2 protein-coding genes are annotated in these 1,167 nt (G+C 62.2%); both read left to right on the top strand.

Annotated features, from left to right (window positions below):
- Positions 1-523 (top strand): NAD-dependent epimerase/dehydratase family protein (locus VJ307_06105; GenBank protein ID HJX73713.1); only part of this gene is annotated, 523 nt, incomplete at its 5' end.
- 22 nt (positions 524-545) lie between these two features.
- Positions 546-1,037, top strand: coding sequence for a transcription termination/antitermination NusG family protein (locus VJ307_06110; GenBank protein HJX73714.1), 492 nt, complete (start codon positions 546-548; stop codon positions 1,035-1,037).
- Positions 1,038-1,167: the final 130 nt, after the last annotated feature.

Here is a 1,167-nt window from a genome sequence, read left to right on the forward strand (position 1 = left end):
CTGCTACGACGAGGGGAAGCGGTGCGCCGAAACGCTCTTTTTCGACTACCACCGCCAGCACAAGCTCAACATCCGGGTCGTCCGGATCTTCAATACGTTCGGGCCGAGGATGCACCCGAACGACGGGCGGGTGGTCTCCAATTTCGTCCTCCAGGCGTTGCGGAACGAACCGATCACGCTCTACGGGACAGGGAACCAGACCCGCTCCTTCTGCTATGTGGACGACACGGTCACCGGGCTGATCGCGATGATGGACCAGGACGAGATCATCGGGCCGGTGAACCTGGGCAACCCCGGGGAGTACAGCATCAAGGAGCTGGCGATGATGATCAAGGAGATCTCCGGATCCTCCTCGGAGATCGTCTTCCGGCCCCTCCCGGAGGACGACCCGGTCCGCCGGAAGCCGGACATCACGCTTGCCAGGCAAAAACTGGGATGGGAGCCGACGGTGCCGATCCGCGAGGGGCTGGAACGGACCATCCGGTATTTCCGGGAAACGCTCGAAGGCGCCAAGACGGGATGACCCCCGCGAACGGAGGCTGCGGTTGAACCTGAAGTGGTACCTCGTCAAGACGAAGCCCCGCAACGAGAACAAGGTCTTCACCCGCCTGGTCGAGGCGGGATACGAAAGCCTCTTTCCCCGGGTCTGGAAAAAATCCCGCAGGAAGGAGTCGCCCGACATCCGGCCGCTCTTCCCCTCCTACCTCTTCGTCCGGTTCGTCCTCGAGCAGCTGCGCACGGTCCGCTACACCCGGGGGGTGGCGAGGGTTGTCTCCTTCGGGCCGGAGCCGCAGGAGGTCGGCGACGACATCATCTCCGCGGTCCGCGAGCGGATGGACGAGGGAGGAATCGTCACCCTGGTCCAGCGCCCCGCGAACTGGAAGCCGGGCGACAAGATCCGGATCGGGGAGGGCCCCTTCGCGGGGCTCGAGGCGATCTTCGTGGAGGAGCTGCCCGACCGCGACCGGGTAGTCCTGCTCCTGGAGGCGGTGTCGAGTTTCCGAATCACGATCGACAAGGAGCAGATCGAGCGGTAGCCGAAGGCGGCCAAACGATGTTTCAGGTTTACGGACCCCCCCCCCATATGGTATTTAGAATGAATAATCGAATCCGTGTGCGAATCGCAGACATTAAAAAAAGGTGTGAATTATTAACATCTTATGGGCG

The sequence above is a fragment of the Candidatus Deferrimicrobiaceae bacterium genome (assembly GCA_035256765.1).
Taxonomy (GTDB): domain Bacteria; phylum Desulfobacterota; class Deferrimicrobia; order Deferrimicrobiales; family Deferrimicrobiaceae; genus CSP1-8.